12 protein-coding genes and 4 pseudogenes are annotated in these 20,240 nt (G+C 57.8%); 7 read left to right on the top strand and 9 right to left on the bottom strand.

Going from position 1 to position 20,240, the window contains the following annotated elements; all coding sequences use genetic code 11:
* Positions 1-19: 19 nt before the first annotated feature.
* Positions 20-1,405 carry a PLP-dependent aminotransferase family protein gene (locus CK221_RS02225; RefSeq protein ID WP_095776506.1) on the top strand — a complete coding sequence of 462 codons (1,386 nt, stop codon included), beginning with the start codon at positions 20-22 and terminating at the stop codon, positions 1,403-1,405.
* Between the two features lie 473 nt (positions 1,406-1,878).
* On the opposite strand, the gene CK221_RS02220 is transcribed toward CK221_RS02225, so the two are convergent.
* The 8 genes and pseudogenes from CK221_RS02220 to CK221_RS02195 form a co-directional block, all read right to left on the bottom strand.
* Positions 1,879-2,271, bottom strand: a complete 393-nt coding sequence (locus tag CK221_RS02220; protein ID WP_095776505.1) for an ectoine synthase — start codon at positions 2,269-2,271, stop codon at positions 1,879-1,881.
* 3 nt (positions 2,272-2,274) lie between these two features.
* Positions 2,275-2,751, bottom strand: coding sequence for an aminotransferase class III-fold pyridoxal phosphate-dependent enzyme (locus tag CK221_RS31215; RefSeq protein WP_348628423.1), 477 nt, complete (start codon positions 2,749-2,751; stop codon positions 2,275-2,277).
* 23 nt (positions 2,752-2,774) lie between these two features.
* Positions 2,775-2,888, bottom strand: a pseudogene (locus CK221_RS31210) (aminotransferase class III-fold pyridoxal phosphate-dependent enzyme); the annotation flags it as partial.
* Positions 2,889-3,054: 166 nt separating this feature from the next.
* Positions 3,055-3,585, bottom strand: a pseudogene (locus tag CK221_RS31205) (aminotransferase class III-fold pyridoxal phosphate-dependent enzyme); the annotation flags it as partial.
* A gap of 59 nt (positions 3,586-3,644) precedes the next feature.
* On the bottom strand, positions 3,645-4,154 hold the full coding sequence (gene ectA / locus CK221_RS02210) for a diaminobutyrate acetyltransferase (protein WP_179295061.1): 510 nt from the start codon (positions 4,152-4,154) through the stop codon (positions 3,645-3,647).
* Positions 4,155-4,634: 480 nt separating this feature from the next.
* Positions 4,635-6,023, bottom strand: a complete 1,389-nt coding sequence (locus CK221_RS02205) for a PLP-dependent aminotransferase family protein (RefSeq protein ID WP_095776503.1) — start codon at positions 6,021-6,023, stop codon at positions 4,635-4,637.
* Positions 6,024-6,604: 581 nt separating this feature from the next.
* Positions 6,605-9,304, bottom strand: coding sequence for an HAD family hydrolase (locus CK221_RS02200; protein WP_095776502.1), 2,700 nt, complete (start codon positions 9,302-9,304; stop codon positions 6,605-6,607).
* A gap of 431 nt (positions 9,305-9,735) precedes the next feature.
* Positions 9,736-11,016 carry an LLM class flavin-dependent oxidoreductase gene (locus CK221_RS02195; protein ID WP_095776501.1) on the bottom strand — a complete coding sequence of 427 codons (1,281 nt, stop codon included), beginning with the start codon at positions 11,014-11,016 and terminating at the stop codon, positions 9,736-9,738.
* 239 nt (positions 11,017-11,255) lie between these two features.
* Here CK221_RS02195 and CK221_RS29560 point away from each other — a divergent pair.
* Positions 11,256-11,424: pseudogene (locus CK221_RS29560) on the top strand (IS110 family transposase); the annotation flags it as partial.
* 397 nt (positions 11,425-11,821) lie between these two features.
* Here the strand turns inward: CK221_RS29560 and CK221_RS02185 are convergent.
* The gene (locus CK221_RS02185) at positions 11,822-12,421 is read right to left on the bottom strand and encodes a hypothetical protein (RefSeq protein WP_245430564.1); all 600 of its coding nucleotides are present in this window, start codon (positions 12,419-12,421) and stop codon (positions 11,822-11,824) included.
* Positions 12,422-13,552: 1,131 nt separating this feature from the next.
* Between CK221_RS02185 and CK221_RS30645 the strand changes: the two genes are divergently transcribed.
* The 5 genes and pseudogenes from CK221_RS30645 to CK221_RS02165 all read left to right on the top strand — a co-directional run bounded on the left by CK221_RS30645 (position 13,553) and on the right by CK221_RS02165 (position 20,160).
* Complete coding sequence (locus tag CK221_RS30645) at positions 13,553-13,786, top strand: type IV secretory system conjugative DNA transfer family protein (protein ID WP_095776498.1); 234 nt, start codon at positions 13,553-13,555, stop codon at positions 13,784-13,786.
* Positions 13,786-13,851, top strand: a pseudogene (locus tag CK221_RS31020) (hypothetical protein); the annotation flags it as partial. The gene CK221_RS30645 and the pseudogene CK221_RS31020, both read left to right, overlap by 1 nt.
* A gap of 74 nt (positions 13,852-13,925) precedes the next feature.
* Entirely contained in the window at positions 13,926-14,261 is a 336-nt protein-coding gene (locus CK221_RS02175; RefSeq protein WP_095776497.1) for a hypothetical protein, read from the top strand.
* A gap of 122 nt (positions 14,262-14,383) precedes the next feature.
* Positions 14,384-14,704: a thioredoxin gene (trxA, locus tag CK221_RS02170; RefSeq protein WP_095776496.1), complete on the top strand. Its 321-nt coding sequence runs from the start codon at positions 14,384-14,386 to the stop codon at positions 14,702-14,704.
* 383 nt (positions 14,705-15,087) lie between these two features.
* On the top strand, positions 15,088-20,160 hold the full coding sequence (locus CK221_RS02165; RefSeq protein ID WP_245430563.1) for a shikimate kinase: 5,073 nt from the start codon (positions 15,088-15,090) through the stop codon (positions 20,158-20,160).
* The last annotated feature ends 80 nt before the right edge of the window (positions 20,161-20,240 follow it).

Here is a 20,240-nt window from a genome sequence, read left to right as displayed (position 1 = left end):
CCTAAGAGGATCGTGCAATATGGATGTGTGGCTACCTGATCCGAGTTCGCTCGAACGTCCCATCTATCTTTCTTTAGCAGAAAGGGTCATCGAGGCTCTCCAAGCTGGCAAATTGACGGAGGGTGCGCGCTTGCCGACGCACCGCGAGTTATCGTTCCGCTTGAAGATTTCAGCCCAGACCGTTAGCCGGGCATATGACGAATTAGCTAGACGGGGGTTGGTCACAAGCACAGTCGGTCGTGGAAGTTTCGTCAAATTCTCACTCGATAAACCAGCCTATCCTCACTCCCCTGAACGCTCCGAAACATCGATTGACCTTTCGATTTTGAAGCCGGTGAGTGGTTCAACCCATCTTCAGCATATGAGTAGGGTGCTCCGGGACCTCGCGGTGGATCTTCCCCATACGAATTTCTTCTCATTCCGGCCAAATAATGCATTGGCCCGCCATCGCAGCATGGGCGTCGACTGGTTGCGATCGTATGGCATCGAAGTCGACGAACGCAACTTGGTGGTCACGAATGGTGCAACGCCCGGCATGACACTTGCGTTGATGTCCGTTCTAAGCCCGGGGTCAACTCTGCTATCCGAGGAAATAGGCCACCACACGCTAAGCCCGCTCGCCGCGTACCTCGGCTCGAAGCTCCATGCGGTAAAAATAGATTCGGAGGGCATTTGTCCGGATTCGTTGGAGCAGGCTTGCTTGGAGCACAAGGCGCGCGCTCTGTTCATCATGCCTGGTCCCATCAGCCCAACTGTCAGTATTATGAGCAACGGGCGGCGGGCGGAAATCGCTGAAATCGCGCGGCGCCATGGGTTATTTATTGTTGAAAATGATCCTCTCGGTGCGCTGGTCGATCGCGGCCTGACGTCCTTTGTTGAACTCGCTCCCGAACGGACATTCTACATTACCTCTTTGACAAAATCCCTTATGCCGGGTTTGCGAACTGGCTATGTGGTCGTTCCGAGTAGCTTGATTCCTGCAGTCACAAATCGGTCCCTCGTAACGACCTGGATGGCTACACCACTCATAGCCGAGATTGCCAGCCGTTGGATTGAAGACGGCACTGCAAAAGACCTTATCGACTGGCAGCGGAAAGCGTTGGCGGAGCGGCACAAACTAGCCGCTGAACTTTTGGGCGGCGTTCCCTATCTTTCCCACCCGCAAAGTCTTCACATCTGGCTCCCGATGCCAAAAGGTCACACTGAAGATGGGTTCGTCGCCAATGCTCGTCTCCGGGGAGTGGGTGTCGCACGCGGCAGCGCATTTACGTTATCGCAACACGCGCAGCCTCCTGCAATCCGCATCTCTGTAGGATCAACGCGCCCAGATGAATTGAGGCGTGGCCTTGAGACAATATGCGCTATGCTAAGAGAGGAGCCTGAACCGCTTCTCCACAGGCTGTAAACTATCACCGAAGCTGCCGCAGCCCGTCTGTCCACGAAGATCGCCTCCCGCGGAGACAAATGTGGGGCCCTGGGCTGGCGGTTAGGCAAGAAGAGGTTTTATCTTTAGCCTTTCAGCGAAGTGGGTTGGACAGTTGGTCACCCGCATCCTCAGCCAGTATTGCGCCGCAAGAGGTCTTGCATGCGCGCTCACGTCCCCTTCTCCTTCTGACGTCACTCGCAGCGCTACCCCGTCGTAGGAAGGTCCTCCGAAACGCCAGATCGCATCTACTCAACGTCGCACTTTCCTGTCTGCTGAGGTGCACGGTGCTCGCGCCCTGCAGAACCGGCAACGGCGCAAAATGGGGAAGGCTCCCACGGCACATTTGGGGAGTATTGTTCCGATAGACAGACGAGCGCGGGGAAGAGAGGCGGAGGAGCCAATCCTCGAATGCCCTCCGATGTCGACGCTCATTGACCTTCTCTGAGGCGTCATCAGATCGCCTCCGAGTCGAGCGGATACGCGCCGGTCTCATCATGGACCTCGCTGCCTGCCAAGGGAGGGACGAAGACGCAGGCTAGCACCAGTTCGGTCTCTGCACACAGCAGGTGAGCATCATGTTTATCAAGCGCGTAGATGATCCCCGGTCGAACGACATGGACCTCATCCACCTGTGAATTCTCGATAAAACCCGTTCCTGAGATGCAGTAAACTGCCTCAAAGTGGTTCCGATAGTGCATCTTGAGCCGGGCGCCCTTATGGATCGTGGTGATGTGAAAGGAGAAGCCCATCGCATCATTCTTGAGGAGCAGTCGCACGCTTTCCCAGCTCGCCGTCTGGACCCGCCTGGCCGTCTTTTGCTCCTCATTGAAATCTCTTACAATCATGACTTATCTCCTACTCGCCGTGCTGACTGTGCTGCCGATCACGCTTTCGATTGTATGCTCCAGGATGTCGAGGCCTTGGTTAAGCTGATCCTCGGCGATGACCAGAGGTGGCTGACACTTTACGACCTCGTCGTTGGGACCAGCGGTCTCGACAATCAGACCCCTCTGGAAGGCGGTGCTGACTTGACCGGCAATCTCGCCGGACTTCAGATCTATGCCCCGCATCACGCCACGACCTTTGGCTGACACTCGGCTCGGGTCGTATTTCTGCGTGATCTGATCAAGGCGGCTTTTCAGCAAATTGCCTTTCTCCTTGACAGACGCTGCAAAGCTATCCGTGTGCCAGAAGTGCTCGAGAGCTGCGCGTGCCGTGACGAAAGCATCGCAGTTGCCGCGGAACGTGCCGTTGTGCTCTCCGGGCTCCCACTTGTCGAGTTGTCGATCTTGAGAACGAGGGCCATAGGCAGGCCATAGCCGGATATCGATTTGGCCATTGTGACGATGTCTGGACGGAGCCCAGATGCTTCGAAGCTGAAGAATGCATCGGTCCGGCCAACCCCCGCCTGAATTTCGTCGACGACGAGCAGAGCTCCATGTCTGCGCGCAACGGCCGCCAGCTTTTGCAGCCACCCCGGGCCTGCGACATTCAGGCCGCCGTCGCCCTGAACTGTCTCGAACGATCACCGCAGCCGGCGCGTCCACACCCCTGGAGGGATCCGAAAGCAGGTGATCAAGATAGTCGGCGGTGTCTACACTTGACCCAAGATAGCCGTCATGTGGTAATCGCGAGACGCCGCCGAGCAACCGGCCGGCGGCTGCGCGGTGGTATCTACTGCCGGTGCACGAGAGAGCGCCGAGGCTCACACCATGAAAGCCATCGGTGAACGCTACGATGTTGGACCGACCAGTTATCTTGCGCGCTAACTTGAGGGCAGCCTCGACCGCGTTAGCGCCGGTTGGACCGGGAAACTGAACGACGTAGTCGAGTTGTCGCGCTCTGAAAATCGTCTCGTTCAATTCCCGTAAAAAAGACTCGTTGGCTTCACTATACAAATCGAGGCTGTGCGTGATGCCGTCTCGGGCGATGTATTCTACGAGCGCGCTCTTGAGCTCGGGGGGACTATGACCGTGGTTTAGACTTGAGCACCCCATCAGAAAATCGAGATAGACGGTTCCATCGCGCGCAAACAACTGGGCGCCCCGCGCTGTCGTGAAAACAGCAGGAGCGCGACGAGCGTAGCTGCGCACTTCGGACTCGAGATGGCGGAAGGTCGCGAATTCGTCCCCGCCGTACGGCCTGCTTCGGTTAGTCATTGCTTGACTCCCTTCTTTGCTACGAGCTCCGGGGCCTGGCGAGCATGCCTGCAGCGCTTCTAGGAGGGTGCGATGGGGCCGATGGCTATCGTGTACTCGCTCTCATGCTGTCCCTTAAAATGGATATCGCGATCGAAGCGTATAGCCTGTCGGATTGGCGCGCGCATATCCCGAGCCACACCCGCGAAGAGCAACTGGCTCGCAGTGTTGCTGAGAGTCACCGTGGCGTTGATGTGGGTCACGCCGTCGCAAGATCGCCTGTTCAGAGCTGAGATAATCAACCCTTTCCCAACCCCCATACCGCGCGCCTCAGGATGCACGGCAATTTGCCAAATGAAGAGCGTCGAATGCTCGCTCGGCCGCCGATACGTCGCTAGCCAGCCAACGACCTCACCATCGCGCACCGCGAGAACACAGGTGTCAGCGAAATCAGTGCAGAGCAGGAGCTCGCAGTAGACCGAGTTGCGGTCCAGGGGCGGGCGCTTCCCGATCAGTTCCCATACGTCGGCCGCATGAATATCGGTGGGCTCTCGGAATGTCACTCCTGACAATAGGACGGTGGGAGGCAATGAGAACCTCTGGCTATCACTAACCAATTTGTACCTCCGGGCGAACATCAATGCCGCCTCGCGTCGCGTTTCACGAAGAGGAGTTAGCAAAGGTCGTGCCAGCTACGTCGAGGCGCCTAGAAATTGCTTTGTCAATTGTGTTGCTGACTTGACCCGCAGTGCAGGGGGGGGCACCTAGGCAAAAAACTGTGTGTCGCGAATTAGACAGACTTGACAGTAGGTGTCGGTTACGCAGCATTTTCTCGGAAAGGGCGAGGGGTAGGATTACGATGGGAGTGGTGGCGGAATCTACTTGCGAACGGCATTGACGACGGGGAGGGCCGCCGCTCTGACAACAAGATTGCGACCTCGTGGACTTCGGGGGCTAACCATCGAGTCCGCCGATCCTTCACTCACGGTCATCCCGCTTAGCGCCTCGATCGTCCAACCACGCCCTCTCCGGTGTTCCCACAATTTCTTTGCGCGATGGAGTCGACTGGATCAGTACGAAGTACCCATTGGATCGGGATGTTCTTGCAGGAGGGCCGCAATTCGTTCAAGGCCCTCTTTGAAGTTCTGGTCGTTTCTATTTGTGTCACCAAGTGCCAACCGCACTGCATGGGGTTCGACTGCTCGTCCGATGATGAATGGATCCGGAGGGCTGACAAGGAGCCCTAGAGAACGCGCATGATCCACAAAATGGGTCGATCGCCAGTGTTCAGGCAAGGTCAGCCAAGCATGCATCGCGTATGGCTCCGCTTCATACCTAAATGCCCCTAGTATGTGGTTCAGTATCTCGTATCTTGTCTTGAGTTTATGTCGCTGCCATTCGACCAGTCGATCAATCGTGCCGTCCTGGAGCCAGCGGGCAGCAACATCAGCGGTCCAGGTGTTTGCACTGCATCCGGTGGCTCGAGCGCGTGAAATTAGACGAGGTATTGCCGGAATGGGGCCCGCAAGAAATCCTGTCCGTAAAGCAGGCATTACGCACTTCGTAAAGCTCGTCGCGTAGTACGTGCGTTCGGGAGCGAAACACAACATGGGCTTCGGTCGGTTGGGGATTAGCGGACCGAAGACGTCATCCTCGATGATCGCTACATCATGCCGCCGCGCAATTTCGGCAATCCGCTCGCGACGCGCCTCTTCCATGAAGGAGACTGTGGGAACACTGTAGCAGGGGGTAACGCACAAAACCTTGATGTTTTCTTGCTCACAGGCTTCTTCAAAGGATTCCGGTATAATGCCGCTCTGATCGATAGCTAGGCCGCGGAGCCTGATCTTGAGGATTGAGGCATTAATGGTGATAGACGTGTCCACAAGCGCTTCGGTGGCGACCACATCACCAGGCTCGGTTATGCTGGCCATTGCAGTCCAGATCGCGTGAGCAGCGCCGTTCGTTACGATGAGGCCGTCGGCACTGCCCTGAACCCCATTGCGCTCAAGCCAAGCGGCGCCAGCTTCGCGGTGCTGCACTATGCCCTGGCTCGGCCGATACTCGAGCATGCGCTGGATGGCGCCGTCTTTGGCTGACGCGACCATCGCCTCCCTGAGTTCCTCGATATGGGTTTCGGAGAGCACCGGCACGATGTTTGAGAAGTCTCGTATGTTCGGCTCTTCGCTATCGGCGACATACCGCGCACGGCGTTCCGGCCTGAAATACTGAACAAACGTTCCTCGACCCACTTCGCCCGAGAGTAGTCCTTTGCGTTCCGCCTCGGCGTAAGCGCGAGCTACGGTCTGCACGCTGACGCCGAGCTTTTCGGCGAGTTGGCGCTGGGTGGGCAAGCGATCACCCGGCTGTAGCGATTTCGAAGCAATGGCTCCGTCAACCGCGTCGATGATTGCCTTGTATCGCGGGCCGACTGAATTAGACAGGTCTGGAATCCACATTTAATAATCCAAGCTTACTATTGAAACAGACATGGCATTGAAGCGGTCGAGACCGTGCAGGTAACATCAGGCAGGCCGAAGGTACGTCTGGGGCGGAGATCCTTTCTCTCTCTCTCTCTCTCTCTCTCTCTCTCTCTCTCTCTCTCTCTCTCTCTCTCTCTCTGTCTCGTCTCTCTGCGGGTGTGAAGCTGGGGCCCACTCCAACGGAGTCCGGGACTTACTGAATGACTCAGCCAGATCATGCCGCACTTGGACACCGCTCGCATAAAGGCTTGAACAACGGGCGGAGAATTCTCATCTACGCTCCCAGAAGCGGGGGGGGCGAACGCGACAGGCTTCCTCTCGGTCACCCCAATTACATCATTTCTTGTCGACTTCCTCCGCGATCCCTTCGTTCCATGCCAGACCATCGGACCATGGCCGCGTAGGAGCCGTGAGTGCAAAGCCTGCCTGAAAAGCGCAGGATCGGCGGCATCATGCGGCTACATTTCAAACAACCTGACAACCCCGCGCCGGACGCGATCTACTCCTCATAGGAGCTGAACAGTCCGCCAGGTCAATCGTCGCCGCCGGCGTACTTGCTATCCTTCGAAATTCCCGCGAGCCAGTGACTCGCCGTAGCGCGACCAGCAGGAATCTTCCCCCTCTATTGCGCCGCGCCTGGCTTCCGCAGCGGAGTCAGATGCCCTTGAAACCAACGGGCGAAATATCACGTTATAGTAATGCGGTGAATTAAGCTGACCCAAATCTCTTGGACGTATTGTCGCCGCACTCGCCTGTGACAGGCACTGGTAAATCTCTCCCTCTCGGTTGATTTCTTCCAAATCTAGATAATTGGATGGATTCCTGCACACGCTTCTTGCTTTATTAAAGAGCTGGATATCTGCGACCTGCAACCATTCGTAGTTCTCGCCAAAAAACATTTTCACACTGGCGCTACTTACATACGGCAGCATAACAGAGTAAAATCCGTCATGCAGATGACGTGCTCGAAGCAAGAAGCGTTTGGGCTCGTGTCTGCTCCCAACCGAAATCATCAGAGGTGAAAACCGTACATTCATATCGTCTGGGCCTAGGTCAAGTTGAAACCTTCTTTGCACTAAGCCGCTGAATGTGAAGTCAAGGCCCAAGCCACGCGTTTCATATGCGCCCAGCCGATAGGGTGAGGGCAGGCACCTCACATTCTTCCAAGCACTTTCCAGATGGTAGATCGTTTTTTTGCGATCTGGTCCCATAAACTTGTCATGCGGGAAATCCTTGAAATATCGCAACTCCCCTTCAACGGGCATATACGCATTGCGGAATAGAGCTGCGTGCGCTGCACTCCGCAACATAGAAGAATCATGCGTCAAACCAGACTTGCCAAAGAACATTCTGGCATCATCAATGAACCGCAAACACTCAGCTTGAACATTGGCAACCTTTTCATACTGGTTGTCACTAAGCACAATGTCCGCAATAATTGGCCTCCCGTCCAATTCATAGTCAACGACCGCACCCTCCTTGAGGGTACAGCATTGCTCGAATATAGTCGTGTTGTCCCAGGTTGATGCTATAAGTGCCTTGCTATCGGAAGCCCTATACGGTTCATCCGACGCGTACACGTAACGCCCAAGTATATCTACGTCCAAGAGTCCGCCGCCAACTGTGCGAGACAGATATTCTTGCGTTCTGCCGTTATAGCCGACGTCGGCCAAGACAATCGTATCACCGTCCTCTACGCCCAGCTCAGTGGATATATAGCGCATCAAGCGAGCGCGCAAAGCGGACGAGTTGTTGAAAACCAAGGTTAGTACATCATCGTCGTGCAGAAGCTGATGGAACGCGGTTTTTGGATCGCGAGATTGACGGGCGACCTGTATTAACAATTCCGTGAGTTCAGGCGGAAGCAAAAGCTGTTTTGCGATGGCGTGAAGGCTGTCGCATTCGGGCTCGATCGCGCTGATGTAATAGTCGATATCGGCGCGGGTTTTGAAAGAAGCGGCAATAGCATGGAATTTCCGGATTCGTGCGAGCTTTCCGATGGGCTTGCGCGCATAGACTTCGCATGCGGCTGAAAGGAGGTAAGCATCACGCAGCAAGAAGAAGACCTTTACTCGTTTGCCTTGTTGTTGTAAGGCATCAACTTCGTCCATAAGAAAGCGAGCATAGGCGTATAGCGCCGGGCCAAATGACATGTAGCCTATCAGTGTCTCGGGCGTGCACTGACGGAGGTGTGCTAAAGAAAAAACAGGGCGGAATGGGCTATAGCATGGGAGAATGATTGCCGACGGCGCTGCCTGCTCGAGGACAATTAACGATGATGCTGCGCGCTGAAGGCGCAACAATTCAGCGACATCACGGTCAAAGGGCACGAAGTGCAACGCTCGTACGCCCAATTTCCGCGGTGCTTGCACGTCTGCTACATCATTGTCTCCAATGTGAAGCAGTTCCGAGGCAGGCACCCCAGCCTCGTTGATTACGGCCTGAAAAAGGGACTCGCTTTTTGGCGTCCCATAATCAACAGAGCAGTAAATCTTGCTGATTGACTGCATGACGTCCGCGGGCAAATGCCGAGCCAAAAGACGTCTTAAGTCGTATTCGCGCAAATACGTGTCGCTCACAACAATTATCTTCATACCACGGGTGCGCGCTAGCCTGATCAGTTCTACATACGGTGAGAATGCAAAGCAAACTCTCATTTCGGTCTGGATTTCTGCCTCGACCAATAGCTCCCGGTCCTCACTGGAGAGCGACGTAAAGGACCGATAGATGTCACCTAAATCAATTTCGCTGGATCCGTTGTCTAATAGGTTCGCTCGGCGTGCACGCGCCGCGGCGCTAATTCGTTGGTGAACAGTTACCCCTAACCTTCGCGCGATTGGATTGGCGGCCAGCACGGCAAAAACGTCCTTGGGTGTCGCTGTTTTGCGCCATAGCAACGTGTCGAAACAGTCAAGTGAGAGTACCTTCACGCAATCCCCAACGCCGTCGAGAACTGTCGGGATATCCTTCGCCGTTATCCGGGCGTTACTGTCGGTGTCTGTCGTGTCGCTCCAGGGGAGGCCGCGCCCCAGTCCTGTGGTCTTTTTTGTAAAACCATCACCGCCTGGAAATATTGAATCTGGGTGGCCGACGAGTCCGTAGAGCTCAGTATAGACGTCATCTTCTGGAAGACGTTGAACTATCTTGCCATTGAGGTCAGCCTCAAGCTGATAGTCAATACAAATTCGTTCGGAAGACTGTTGGTTATCATCGATTCGAACTATCTTGGCGGCCATGCGCGTTAGTAAGTTCTGCATATTGCCTCCGTTGCGCCAGCGCAATCGTTCTGGCCGACAACTCTTACTTGTCGTTCAGGCGAGGTTAGGCCATCGCCAAGTGTCGAGTTTCGGCAACCGCTTTCGCTATGAAGAGTCAACGGCATTTGTCTCTTGGTGACTTGGCTTCGAACGGGGGGCCTGCGAGTAAACTAGGCTTATCCTATAGCCAGGCGATCACGATTTATCGATTGCCACCGCCGCTGCACAAAATGGCTAGCTCAAATACACGGCTAACCCTCTGCGCTGGGCAAAGCAGCCTAAGACATCAATGTGACTGCGCCACTGGCCACCCTGGCCACTAGGCGTAGAGCCTCGCGAAGGCGAGAAGAGTGGCTGAAACAACCGGAGGTGTGAAAGGGTATTCGAACTCATTTGCGATCCTGCTTGGAGGTAGAATTATGCCTCATCGCTTACGCTTTGATCGTTTCCCTCAGGGTCGACCCCGGATACTCCTTGCGGAATAAGCCGCGCTTCTGGAGGATCGGGACCACCGATCGCGTGAAGGCCTCGAAGGAGCCTGGCATTTCGGTGGGCGTCACGATGAAGCCATCGCAGCCCTCGTTTTCGAAGAATCCCTGAAGCTCGTCGGCCACGCTCTCGGGTGTGCCTACAACTTGAGGGCAAAGTTCGCTTATGGCAAAGTGTTTGGCCGCTTCGCCGAGCGTGAGATTACTGGCCTTTGTGGCTTGAAGAATGACATCAAAGGAGCCGCGAGAACCGGCTTCTGCCGGAATGTCGTTGATTGGCTTGTCTATCGGGTATTGCGACAAATCGAGTCCGGTATGGGCCGACATGAAGGGGATGGCGAGGCGAGGGTCGACCAAGTCATTGATGTAAGCCTGCTTCTCGCGGGCAATCGATTGTGTTTCGCCCACGACCGGGTCCACCGACACCAGGATGGCGCAATCGTCAGGATTCCGCCCAGCCTTGTCGACCCGACCTTTCATCTCGACATAGAATTTCTGCATGTCTGGCAACGAATGCTGAAGCGTAAAGACAAGCTCGGCGTGGCTGGCGGCGAAATCGCGGCCGCGAGGTGACGAACCGGCCTGCATGATGACCGGATGTCGCTGGGGGCTGGGCGGGACGGTGAACATGCCCCTTGCCCCGACGTGTTGTCCCGCGATCTCGGTGTGGCGCATCTTCGCCTTATCGATGAAGTGGCCGCTCTTCTTGTCGCAGACGAGCGCGCCGTCGGCCCACCCCGTCCACAAGTCAAGACAGACTTTCAGGACCTCCTCGGCGCGGTCGTAGCGTTCACTGCGCGGCAGGAGCTTCTCTTCGCCAAAAAACTGCGCCTCCTGATCGAGAGCGGAAGTCACGATGTTCCAGGCGATGCGGCCGGCCGTCAGCGCATCGAGCGAGGAAAGCACGCGGGCTATCGCATAGGGCTGTTGGAAACTCGTCGATATCGTCACACCGAGTCCAATGCGCGACGTCGCCCGCGCCATCATTGCGGCGAGCGGGACAGGATCAAGCAGCGACATCTGCCCGCCCCGTGCCATAATAGTTTCATTATAAAAACTCAGAGCATCGGCGAAGAAGAGCGCGTCAAATCTCCCCGCCTCGAGCGTTCGCGCCAGCGTCTCCCAGAACGCCGGGTCGAGAAACCTGTTCTCTGTTTGCGGGTGGCGCCACATCCCATGATGATGACAAGTTGGCCCCGCCATGAGATACGCTACAAACTTCATTTGACGCGACATTCTGGCCTCGCTCAATTTGGCATTTGACCTCGTCATGCAAGCGACGTGCCGACTTATGACACCCCCAGATAGGTGGTTGATTTTTAATCGTTTCGCACTGTGCGCCAAAGCGATGAGAGCGAAAAGCTGCCTTCAAAGCACAAGGATTGTGAACCAATGATGGATTCAGGACACATCGATTGGCTCCATTGCAACAATTGACTTGGGACGCAGGTATTTGCGCTGAAGGATTGCCGGCGATTTGCATAGATACCCGACTGGCCAGGCTTTGGAGACGACCCCTAACAAGACGGATCCGAATGCTGCGCGCGCCTTGGCGCAGGTCATGTGCACTGGTCGGCTCTGGCGGTCCTCCTCGTCGGACGACGGGCGGTCGTCAACGAAATGCGAACCGTCGCGGCTAGCCTATCGTGGCGTGGCACGTCGCTCATGATTGCCTTTTCCGCCGAAGGGTAATGTGCTGCTGGACCCCGGCTCTGACAGAGGAATCCCCAATCGCTTGCCAAGCTCGTATTTGCAGATCTACTTGGCTACTTCCCATATAAATCCAAAACTTCCGCTCTCCACCTTCTTGTCGCGTCCTTTGCTGCGTGCCATGCCTTCGCGTAGCGCACGTCGTCCACGAACTCATGGCCGGTCCACCTGAAGCCATCATGGTTTTCGATCGTAATGCCGTCCGCACTGATGCCTCCCATGGAGATTAGGTCGCCTTGGGTCATAAATCCGGAAAAAATTGTCCCAAGTGATCAACAAGGGCGGCACGGCGCCCAAGCCGTCGCCTGAGGAGCCGAACTCATTCGGAGTCCTCAACTACCAACGTCGGCGGGAGATGGCCGAACAGATCTGCCAGAATTTCCCTCAGGGTGCTTCGCGGTACGAACGCTGCGCCCGGCACTTCATGATGGTTCTTGCGGATCGGTCGAACACCGGTCTTGTTGGGCGTCACGCGCCGCGAGTTGGGATAACCGTCAAGCGCGGCGAGCCGCTGCCCCGGTGCAGCACCAAACCAGAAGGACGGGCCCAAGCCCAAGTCAGGATTGAGCCGGATCCAAATGGCGCATCCGCTGGGCTTTTCTGCCAAAGACCGGGACAAGGATACGGTGCCGGGTTTCTTCTGCGTTCCGGTCTTGAACTGAATGTGGCGAACGATCTTCCCTCGGGCCATCACTAGGTCGTAGCCGTGGGCATCGAATTCCGATCGGAGGACTTCGAGGTCATAAACGCCAAGCCGCCATAGCTCGCGGAGAGCGTCCCCAACGAAGACATGCTCGACAATCCGCTCCCGCAAGGTCGAATAAAGGAGGTTTGATGCGACCGTCGTCATACGCGGCTCGGCGAGATGGTTGTTCTGCGGCGAATTGGTTTCTGAACAGATTCCGCGGCTGTTGGTCATCGTACCGTCTGACCCTCTGCGCCGGCAAATTGGTTCGGCGATCGCTCGCCTTGTCTCGTTCTATCTGATGACCGGCTCCCAGTAGCGCTCGCCGCTTGTCATCGATGCCCAGACCATCCGGGCGGTCTTGTTGGCCAACACGACCGCTGCAACCTTGGCTGTTCGCCGCGCCATCAACTGCACGAGCCATGGGCCACCTGGTCCCGTTCCGTTCGGCGTAGCGGATGACCCCCCATTGCGCCGATCACGAGTAGCTGTCGCAAATAGCAATTGCCGGCCTTGGAAATGCTGCCGAGCTTCTCCTTCGCCCGCTAGAGTTCTGCTTCGGCACAAGCCCGATAAGCATGCGCAGGCATAGAGCCAGGTCCAGCATGTCCGATCTATCCACATTACGAGTGTAACCCGTTTCGAGTTGACGCTTCAGAATTTTGGATCTTCATTAAAGGACACACACCAATCGGCGCATTCGATATTGAACGGAGGTCCATTCACGGCTCGGAAAACTTACATCATCTCACTTGGGGCCCAGTCAAAGTGGAGACAGCGTTCGGCTATCATGTGAACTGAGTGCGCTTTGGACATTAATGCAGACGACTATGAACCGATGGACGATCCGATTCTGTTTCTGGAATCTCGTGAACGTCGGCTTATAGCCCTAAGAGCTGTTAAGTCCTCGAGATGAAACACAAACGAAAACAAATTGCAGCTGGGTATCCATTGAAGGAGCGCTTACATGGCCGATGATGATATGTCCGATGTCGAGAATCAGGGGGATTTCTGCCGACGAAGTCGATGCTTCGCTGGGCGATTGTCAACGTTTCGACTCAACGCAAATCGACGCTCCGACGCCGCCAGACTTCCTTCGAACGATCACCTTTCGATGGCGGTCAGTGGATCCCACACTATATCAACATAGTGTCGTTGTATTTGAAAGTTTCATTCACGTCCCTTGCTCAAACTCTGGCAGAGGGCCAACCAAGAAAGGAATAAGGCGCCGGATCTCCCAATTCTATGCCAACCGACGGTGAACTCTTTGAGGGCTTGTTTGTACTCGACGAGTTTAAGCATCTCGGCAGGCGGGAGTCAGTGTAGACGGCCGTCGCCACAATCGCTACCTACCAGGGCCGGTTCATGTTTGTGGTACATAGCCTCGCGGCTCTAACCGGCCTGTACGAGCAGTCGGGGAGAGAGACTTTCCTCTGCAACACCGGGATCGAGGTCTTCATGGCCACCGCCGATGAGGAGACGCCGATCTATCTTCCAAGGAAATCGGCGACTAGACTTTTGGTGCCCCAAATCGACCTCATTCAAGCTAAGCCGAATGTTCGAGACCAATCCAGCTATCGGATCAGGGAGCCAACCTGATGCGGCCTGAGCAGGTCCGCCGGATCGATGAGAACAGCGAGATCGTCCTCATCAAGGGACTGCCACCGCTGGGAATGTCCAAGGTGAAATACTATTCAGACCGCCTACTAAGGCGAATCTTCGAAGCCAGACCGGATGAATGCCCGAGCCAACGCCGATTACTCAGCAAGTCGCCGCATCCGCTACGCCATTGCAGTGGGAGCAGAAGGGAGAAGAGATCGAGAGCACAAGCAACCGCGGGTACTTTGCCGCTAATCAGGCGGATACTTTCTCACCTCACCCCATTGCTCTCCTGACGGCGAGAAATATCTCGATCATGCCGATCAGGAGGATCAGTGTCGAGTCCAACATAAAGCCCGAACATCAAACTCCGTTAGAGGAAGCGCAACAAACTGAACCGGCCGACGAGAAGGCAGTAAAGCAACGGCGGGGGCGCGAGGTCGAAGATCATACGTTCGCAAAGGCTTGGTGCTGAAGCCGGAAGAAGGCGAGGCCCTGCGCTCCGTAAGTCCCCAAGAGCGTCGGGTTGATAATTGAAAATTCTGAACCGCACCGTCACATGTGGTTCAAACATCTTCTTCGGTCAAAGGAGCAGTCATGGCTACCGTGAAAGTCGATATCAATAACTTCCAGTCGGAAGTCCTGGAATCCGCAGCACCCGTCGTCGTCGATTTCTGGGCCGAATGGTGCGATTCCTGCAAGATGATTGCTCCGAGCCTCGAGGAAATCTCCGTCGAGATGGAAAGCAAGATCAAGGTCGCCAAGCTCAACATTGATGAATACCCGGAACTCGCCGCTCAATTGGGCGTGCGCTCCATTCCGACGCTCGCGATCTTCAAGGGCGGCGAAGTGGCCGATTTCTCGGTCGGCGCCAAACCGAAGGCAGCTCTTCTGAACTGGATTTCGAACGCTGCCTGATCATATCGCTCAATCTGTACCGCATTGAAAAACCGTAGATTCGTCCCGGATCGGCGTTTTGTACAGGGCTCAGGCATTTGAGCTTCAGCCTGATGGCGGAGCGATCGCGTGGCGACGAAGCTTCCGGCGTTGTCGAGGCGTTGCGTGAATGCTGCGGCTTTCAAGCACGCCGTTACAGGCTCGCGTGACCGCACCAAACTAAGTGATGCCCTGTTGTTGACAGGCTTAGGCGATGCATTTTGCTGAATCGGAGAGGGAATATGGGCAGCAACCGAGAGTTGGTCGGACAAGCAGGGCGCCCTGATACCGAAGGAGGCCCGCGCCAGATCTCCGACGCAATGTCGGACCAGACGCGCGAAGCGACGCTTGCTATCGCCGGCGCCGTGGTTGCCCGCGACGGCAATCTCGACGGATATTCGGATTCAGAGTTGGCCGATTTTGTTAAAGGCTTCAGCAAATGGCCGGACCAGCAGAAGACGCGCGAAGCGACGCTTGCCATCGCCAGCGCGGTGGTTGCCCGCGACGGCAATCTCGACGGATTTTCGGATCCAGAGTTGGCCGATTTGGTGAACGGCTTCAGCAGATGGCCGGACCAGCAGAAGACGCGTGAAGCGACGGTTGCCATCGGCGGCGTGGTGGTTGCCCGCGACGGCAATCTCGACGGATTCTCGAATCAAGAATTCGCCAATCTGGTGAACGGTTTCAGCAAGTGGCCGGAAGAAGAAAAAGCACGTAAGGCGATCGTTGCCATCGCCGGCGAGCTCGGCTCCAAGGGCCGTCGCTTCAGTACTTTCAGCACGCCTGCGCTAGTCAGGATCGCCAACGGGCTGTCGCGGGGTATCGAGGAGGGAGAGACCGCCGGCGAGATCGCCGAACCCGCCTTGCTGAAGGACCGGCTGCATCAGTTGGCGCACTACCTCCAATATGCCGAGGATCGGCTGCAGCAGGCCGATGTCCATGCCATTGCGAGTATATTCAAGGCGTTGGGCAAGGCGCAGTTGTTGGACGATTTCGGCGCGCTGGCACAGCCGGGGTTGGACAGGCTCGAGGTGTTAAGCGCCAATCCCGGGTTTAAGCTCGACAACAACCTCGAGACGATGGGCAACCTTTGCGCCTCCCTGCTGCCCCTAGCTCGCAGCCCGAAGCCGGTGTTGCGCTGGCACCGCAGACCGGCGCTGAACCTGCTCAACGCCATCCAGCCGGTGGTGGAACACAAGATCGATGCCCATCTCAAGGCAGGCCAGGCCGAGCGCACCAGCGGCCCCAATGCAAGCCGCTGCCCGGCGCTTTCGATCTATCAGGTGCTCAAGACCCGGGCAGTGCTGGAGACGCTCTACCGGCGGCCCTATGTCGACGGCGACGAACTCGCCTTGCAGGCCAGGCAGGAAGAGCTGCACGGCAAAACCAGGCAGATCCTGGACAGTGCCCGCGCCCTCATCTACGCCGACCTTTCTTACATGAGCTGGAACGTGATCGCCGAGATCGAGGCGAAGGAGCCCCTCGATGCGCTCGACACCTTCATGGCGCAGAACGCATCGATGGTCCAGGCTCAGCATGCAGCCGCCAGCTTCGATGTCCATCGGGTCCTTCAGGGCATGGACCACGAGCCGAGACCGCCGCAAGGCGATGCCGGACTGATGCGGCTGCCGGTGGTCGACATGCAAGGCCGGCCGCTGGCCAGCGAAGCCGAGTTGCGCTATTCCATTTTCCACCGCTTGACCTCGGGCGCGGTGCCGGTGGTGGCCGTGCAACTAAAGGGAACTCCGACTGGCGCCATGTTGACACGCACGCTCCCCGTAGAGGGCGTGCCCTACCGCATGGACCTGTTCGGCGGCAGCAAACTAAAGCCGCCGCAAAAGAGCCTCAACCAGCTTGCCTCTCACCTGCCCTTCGCGCCCGAAGAGGCCCCAAGCGGCAAGCTTTTGGCGATCCCCTATGCCGAGACGGCTCCGGGCACGGCCTTTGAGCAGTTGTCGCGGGCCTGGGCACCGTTCAAGGAAGCCTATTACTATACTCAGCGCCGCGGATTTGCCGCGCCGCCGGGCATCCCCGACGTTGGCCCGCATGATTATGCGCTGGAAGGGTGCTTCAAGCTGTCCCTTCTGCCCGACCGCCCCGCAGGCGCAGAGCACCCCTTCCGGTTCGAGGGGCGAGACGGCGAGGTCGCCTTGCGGCCGCATGACGGCTGCGGCTTCATCAGGGCCTCACTGGCCGAGCGCATGCCGGCCATTGCCCGGGCTCGCCACGACGCTCCCGAGCGGATGCCTGCCTATGCCGACAGTCGTCAATCGGCGGTACCGCCCTCGGCGCTGCAACATTATCCGCGCAGCGTCGAGGTGGCACAGGAGACCCGCGAGAAGGCTCTGGCTTGGCTCGAAAACCATCCAAGCCTCACCCTCGAGGAGGTGTTCCGGACGGTCACGGGCGGGCACATCGAGGGGTCGGGCGCTATCGCCGTGCCGTCCAGCGACGAATGCCTGCATGTCCCGACGGGCAAGAGCAAGACCTTGACCCGTGACGCTGGCGTGCTTGTCGGACGCTCCCCCTATGACAAGCCCAACCTGCGCCCGTTCGCCGCCGACCGGGTCAGGTCGGCGCGCGATGGCGATCGGACCGCGGCGTTCCTGGATCGGTGCGTGGCCTTCCAATACAGCTTCAACGTCGCGCACAGGTCGGGGGCCGGGCTAGCCGCCGACGATCCGACCTTCTTTGCCAAAGGCATCTTGATCGTTGTGCCCGACGAAATGTGGCCGGCGGACTTCGCCGACCGCGGGGTGGTGATGTCTGCGGAGGACGTAAAGTGCCATTCGCGCTGGCTGGAGGAAAAGAACCGCGTTAAGGCCGACACCGCGCTCGAGTGCGTCGGCATCCTGCAGGCGACGGAGGTGTTTGCGCCCGGCTCTTTGGTTGCGGTTCCGAGCGTCGAACAAAAAATGCTCGACGGCGATTTTGACGGCGACGCCGTCGTCATCATCGGCAACCGGCCTCGCCTTTACGAGCATGTGCGCCAGTTCGACGCGCAGCTGCAGGCGCGCGGCGTCGCCTCGATGAAGCCGCCGAAGTCGCACACGCCGGCCATTGAGAAAGGCGACTACCAGTTCAGCCGGGCCAAGCAGATCCTGTCGGCCACCGGGCTGGTGCTGGAGACCTACAGCTGCCTGCAGCGCAACGTGCTGGCGCAGCCGCAGGAGGCGCAACGCTGGTTTGCCGAGCGCGCCATCTTCGGCACCTACGAGGGCATTCATCCTGAGCTCAAGGCCGACATCCGCGCACTGTTGCAGAAAGATCGGCCGGATGGCCAGACCCTCCATGAGCTCATCACCAGGGCGGGGGAAGACAGCAAGGCCGCCAAGCACCCGGTGGCCTGCGAACTGGCCGCCTTGCTAGTGGCCGAGCTCCAGGACTGGAACCTGCAGCTCGGCGAGCCGGCTCATCAGCAGTCGGACGTCAAGCAGCAGTTAGCGCGATCCGTGGCCTCAGCCGGCGCGAAGCTTGCCGTCAGCGCCGACGCCGCCGCGCTCTTCCCGAAACTCAGCGAATCCTATCCGGCTACCGCTGACGCCAGGAAGCGCATCGATTTCCTGCTCAACCACTACCAGCCGCGCATCGATCCGCGGCCCGACGGCTACAACCCGGACGATCTGCATGAAAGTGCGATCAATCTGTTGAGCGTCGGCATCAAGGTCGGCACGGACGCCTACAAGTCCGATACCGGTGCGCGGGTGTTCATGCAAAAAACCACCGAATTGCAGCGGCTCTTGGAGCGGAGGCCGGGCTTCAAGGCGGCCCCCTATGTCAAGGCGCAGGCGGCAAAGCTCCACCAGGGCCGGTTCGACGTCGATGGCAGCCTGGCGGATCTGAAGGACAACCCCACGCTGGCGGCCTCGGTCATGGAGGCCTCGATCAGACTCGCCGTCGAAAAGCGTATCCTGCCCAGCGCCTTAGCAATCTCGGCCGACAACCCCGCCAGCAGGATAACGCTGAGCAGCGAACAGGCCCTGGAGCGCGCCAGGCTCGAAGCCGCCCCCGCCGAAGCGCAAGAAAGCGCGATTATCGAAACTGTGCATGCGGTTGCCGAGCTTTTGCGGCAGGACGGCATCGAGGTGAAGGTGCCGCATCTTGACCAACGGTCGCGCGGGCAGGTCTGGATAGCCGACGAGTTGACCGGCCATAACGTGAGCGCGGCGCCGGAGGCCAAATTGGTCACCAATGCCGTGCGCCATGTCTTCGAAATCCCGGACGAGGCTTTTACGCGCGCCTTCAGGAAGGCGTCACTGGCCTTCGAGGAGCGGGACTGCAGCGAGGTCGAGACCACCAACTGGTTCATCAGGATGGACACGCCGCGGTTACGCGGCGTTCACACGGCATTCAGAACTGCGCAGAACTATCGCTTCGAGGTCGAGTTCCATACGCCGGCCAGTTACCGGGCCGAGCTCGCGCAGCGCGCGCAGAGCGAATGCGAGCTGGTTCCCGTTCCCCATGGTGCCTGGGAGATATTACACTGGGGCTCGTCAGGAGAAAGCAGGTCGAGGGCGGCAGGAACCTCCAGGTCGGCCACCATCGCAAGACAACAGATTGCGGTCGCTCACTCGCCGCAAGCCGGCGAGATCGTCGCGGCCCTTGGCACGCGGCCGGTGGTGCTCGTCGGCATGCCGGCGAGCGGCAAGTCGACCATCGGTCCCCGGCTTGCCAAGGAGCTGGGGGTGGAGTTTGTCGACATCGATAAGCTTATCGTCGCCCAGCACGGCAATATTAAGGATATATTCGAGCGCCATGGCCAGCCGCACTTCAGGGAGCTGGAGGCTAGAGAGCTCGCCGAACAGCTGAAGAAAGGGCCCATCGTCATCGCAACCGGCGGCGGCTGCTTTGTCAAGAAGTCCAATCGAGACCTGATCCTCGAGAAGGCCGTGTCGATCTGGCTCGACACCGACCTTCAAGAGGTCGGCAGGCGCATCGCCCTGCAACAGCGCCTCACGGGCGACACCGGCCGGCCGCTGCTGCAAGGCGCCGACATCGAGCAGCAGCTCGAAAACATGTTAGAAGCGCGCGGGCCAGACTACCAACAGGCCGATATCAGGGTGGTCCCGCCCTTTAAAAAAGACAAGAAGAACGTCGGCACTTGCGTGAAGGAGCTCTACGCTTTCCTGTGCAGCAGGGAGAGAGAAGCCGCTCTGCCCGCTGCCGAAATATCACATGTTTCCGGTGCTTCCGGCACCGCCATCAGCATGTCCCCAACAGCGCAGCGCATGCACGATGATCATCACAACGGCCACGAGTGCGGGGGCGGCGGCGTGGAAACCATCCAGGCGCCGGCGGCACCATTGAGTGAAGGGGAACGGCCGCCGCCCCTCGACAGCTTCACCGCCGACCCGCAGCCTTTGCTGGCCGGCAATAACGCACGCGCGGATTTAGCGTCTTCCACGAGAAGCAGAGAACGCTCGAGTCGAGGACAATAAGCTTTAGGCGGCAACAATCAAGGGTTCTTTCGCAGGTTTGGTGCAGGGTGTGGGTTCGCGCCGAATGCTAAAAAAAGTGA

It is taken from the genome of Mesorhizobium sp. WSM3868, from assembly GCF_002294785.1.
Lineage (GTDB): Bacteria > Pseudomonadota > Alphaproteobacteria > Rhizobiales > Rhizobiaceae > Mesorhizobium.
Note: the sequence above shows the minus strand (reverse complement) of the source record. Positions and strands in the feature narration are given on the sequence as shown.

Excerpts from the sequence above, each read along its gene's own strand:
- CK221_RS02225 (WP_095776506.1), top strand. The coding sequence starts at position 20 with ATGGATGTGTGGCTACCTGATCCGAGTTCGCTCGAACGTCCCATCTAT.
- CK221_RS02220 (WP_095776505.1), bottom strand. The coding sequence starts at position 2,271 with ATGATTGTAAGAGATTTCAATGAGGAGCAAAAGACGGCCAGGCGGGTC.
- CK221_RS02205 (WP_095776503.1), bottom strand. The coding sequence starts at position 6,023 with ATGTGGATTCCAGACCTGTCTAATTCAGTCGGCCCGCGATACAAGGCA.
- CK221_RS02200 (WP_095776502.1), bottom strand. The coding sequence starts at position 9,304 with ATGCAGAACTTACTAACGCGCATGGCCGCCAAGATAGTTCGAATCGAT.
- CK221_RS02195 (WP_095776501.1), bottom strand. The coding sequence starts at position 11,016 with ATGAAGTTTGTAGCGTATCTCATGGCGGGGCCAACTTGTCATCATCAT.
- CK221_RS02185 (WP_245430564.1), bottom strand. The coding sequence starts at position 12,421 with ATGACCAACAGCCGCGGAATCTGTTCAGAAACCAATTCGCCGCAGAAC.
- CK221_RS30645 (WP_095776498.1), top strand. The coding sequence starts at position 13,553 with ATGTTTGTGGTACATAGCCTCGCGGCTCTAACCGGCCTGTACGAGCAG.
- CK221_RS02175 (WP_095776497.1), top strand. The coding sequence starts at position 13,926 with ATGCCCGAGCCAACGCCGATTACTCAGCAAGTCGCCGCATCCGCTACG.
- trxA (WP_095776496.1), top strand. The coding sequence starts at position 14,384 with ATGGCTACCGTGAAAGTCGATATCAATAACTTCCAGTCGGAAGTCCTG.